Raw genomic sequence first — 2,899 nt, 5'->3', positions numbered from 1 at the left:
TGCCGCTCAAACGCCCAATTATGACCTTCCCAAAAATGCGCGGTCTTATCATCATTATTAAAACCTAACATCACTATTGATAGCAGCGTCTCAGCTTTCTGTTTTTGCTGAATATGCAGGCGTGCAGACAACAGTAACCGATATAATAAAAACCCTGATGTCGGCGCAGAGGAATGAATATCCGCAAAAATAGGATAATCTGCCACTACTTTATGCTGCTCTGATAGCACAGCGCAATGCTCATCGCTACGTAATAGTTTCTCAAGCGGTTCTGGAATCTCTAGCACTCGGTTGGCGGTTATGGGATCATCAGCGGGGTTTGGATCGTCGCATGGCATGGGAAACTGATAGGCAGCATTCCCAAACAAGATGCCAAGCGGTGCTTGCTTAGTCATATCGAGCATCGCTGTCACATTATTGCTGCGAGGCGGTAGGCCAAAATGCAATTTACTGTCACCGATTTGTCTAAAAAACAGTAGCTTTGGTAAATCTTTGGCGAGCGGATGATAGGCAAAGAAGTCTGCATGAATAAAATCATTAAATAACACCAACATATCAGTAGGCTGCAATAGCGTCTTTAAGAACGCTGTGTCTATCGACGGGTTGTTGGCGATCAATATCACACGCTGGCTTTGTATTAGCCGCGCCTGCATGATAGGCGGTAGCGCAGCAAATGCTTCTGCGGCAAGATGGCTACTACTGGTGTTTGATAATGGTTGATCAAGCATATCTGGCATACCAATGTATTAAGGTATAGACGGTGGGGTAGGTTTTTGTCATGTGCTCGTTATAGTATAGAGAAGAAGGTGCCTAGGCTTGTTTGAATTTTGAAAATAGAAAAAATCTGGCAATACTTTATTGCCAGATTTTTTGTTATGAATAGGTTTTTATAGTGGTTTGTTATACCGCTTCACGCCATCTGCCTTGTACCATGATACCTGCGATAGGATTTAGCCCCATCTGATAAGCAAGGTCAGCAGGGCGGGCGATGTCCCATAATACCAAGTCAGCATCACAGCCGACTTCTATCTTGCCTTTTTTGGCGAGGCCTAATGCTTGCGCTGCATGCACGGTTGCGCCTGCCAACACTTCTTCAGTAGTGAGATAAAATAGTGTACAGCCCATATTCATCGCCAATAACAGCGAGGTGAGCGGCGAGGTGCCGGGGTTGCAATCGGTTGAGATAGCCATCGGCACCCGATGCTTGCGCAATGCTTCAATCGGTGGCAGCTTGGTATCACGCAGCGTATAAAAAGCCCCTGGCAATAGCACGGCTACCGTGTTGCTTGTGGCCATTTTTTTGATATCATCTTCTGCCAAGTGCTCAAGATGGTCGCTTGATAGCCCTTGGTATTCTGCTACCAAAGCGCTGGCACCTATGTTTGAGAGCTGCTCAGAATGCAGCTTCACAGGCAAATCTAATGAGCGAGCAATATCAAAGACGCGCTTAATTTGCTCACTACTAAAGGCGATGTTTTCACAAAAACCATCGACCGCATCGATTAAGCCCTCGCTATGTAAGATGGGCAACCACTGGCAAACTTGCTCGATATAGTCATCGGCACGGTCTTTATATTCTGGCGGTAGTGCATGGGCGGCCAAATACGTGGTGCTAACATGAATGTGGTGTTTGTCGCCGAGCGCACGAGCGACTTTTAGCATTTTACGCTCAGTGTCTAAGTCCAGCCCATAGCCTGATTTGATCTCGATACTGGTCACGCCCTCGCGCAAGAGGGCGAGCAGACGTTTTTCACTTTGGGTAAATAGTTCTTCCTCACTTGCTGTACGAGTAGCGCTCACTGTCGAGACGATGCCGCCACCTTGCGCGGCGATATCTTGATAACTGGCACCTTGCAAGCGTGCTTCGAACTCGTTGCTGCGATTGCCGCCATACACGATATGGGTATGACAATCGATAAGTCCGGGCGTGATCCAGTTGCCATGTACGTTTTTGATTTGATCGCTTTTATAATGAGTCAGATGCGGCTTGATTTGCTCATACGTACCAACCCATGCGATTTTGCCGTCTTTGATACCGATAGCGGCGCTTTCTAACTGACCATAAGGAGTGCTTTTGTTTTGATCATTGCTTTGATTGTCACTGTAAATATCAAAGCCGTATTGCGCTGAAAAGGTGGCAAGATTGGCATTGATAATGAGGTGATCAAATGAAGTTAGGATGGAGTCGTTTATATGCATTTGATCTGTAGGATTTATTGTATAAGTCATGGTGTACTCCTGCTTATTAGTATAGATTTAGTGCAGCCATTCATAGTCCGTTTATTTTAAAATAGACAGTGTGTCGTTGGAAAAAACGCTTCTTGCTGTGGTGCTGCTGACAGAGGGTGTGCAAAATTTACTTCAGTAACCTTGTATGGTTGGTTTATTTTAAAAATGTTATAGCGTGACTGGTACAAATTTTACTCGCTTGTTGTGCACAAGCGAGACAAAGGCTTCGCAAAACTTATCCCAGTCACTTATATCAATAGCAACCACATTTTGATTCTATATCGATTTATTTATACTAAAAGTAAATGCTGCTCGATAATAGTCGCTAAGAGGCGAGCGGCGACTTTACAGCTGCGTGCATCAATATCAAAGGTCGGATTAATCTCAGCGATATCAGCCATTTTTACTTTGCCTGATGCCATGATACATTTGACCGCACGCTCAACGAAGCTCAGCTCAATACCATAAGCAGCGGGCGCACTAACGCCCGGTACCACGCTTGCTGGCAAGCAATCCATATCAATGGTTAAGTAGATGACATCAACGTCATTGATAAAGGTCTCTATTTGCGCCGCAAGTTTTTTCCATTTCTTATTGGCGCAATCTTCGTCACTGATAATATGCACGCTTAATTGCTCAGCACGGTCGAAAAGCGCGGCAGTATTGGAAA

Annotated in this window: 3 protein-coding genes; all 3 read right to left on the bottom strand. The window is 45.2% G+C overall.

What is annotated here, in order from left to right:
• Positions 1-728 (bottom strand): hypothetical protein (locus NK638_RS12125; protein ID WP_274633212.1); only part of this gene is annotated, 728 nt, incomplete at its 3' end.
• Between the two features lie 172 nt (positions 729-900).
• Positions 901-2,229 (bottom strand): imidazolonepropionase, encoded by a 1,329-nt coding sequence (gene hutI, locus NK638_RS12120; protein ID WP_274633211.1) that lies wholly within the window; start codon positions 2,227-2,229, stop codon positions 901-903.
• 290 nt (positions 2,230-2,519) lie between these two features.
• A partial coding sequence (locus tag NK638_RS12115) for an arginase family protein (protein WP_274633210.1) occupies positions 2,520-2,899 on the bottom strand: 380 nt, incomplete at its 5' end.

It is taken from the genome of Psychrobacter sp. A3 (genome assembly GCF_028823565.1).
Classification (GTDB): domain Bacteria; phylum Pseudomonadota; class Gammaproteobacteria; order Pseudomonadales; family Moraxellaceae; genus Psychrobacter; species Psychrobacter celer.
This window is presented reverse-complemented; position numbering and strand designations above follow the sequence as displayed.

What these genes read in the sequence shown, in the direction of transcription:
- hutI (WP_274633211.1), bottom strand. Translation starts at nt 2,229, where the DNA reads ATGACTTATACAATAAATCCTACAGATCAAATGCATATAAACGACTCC.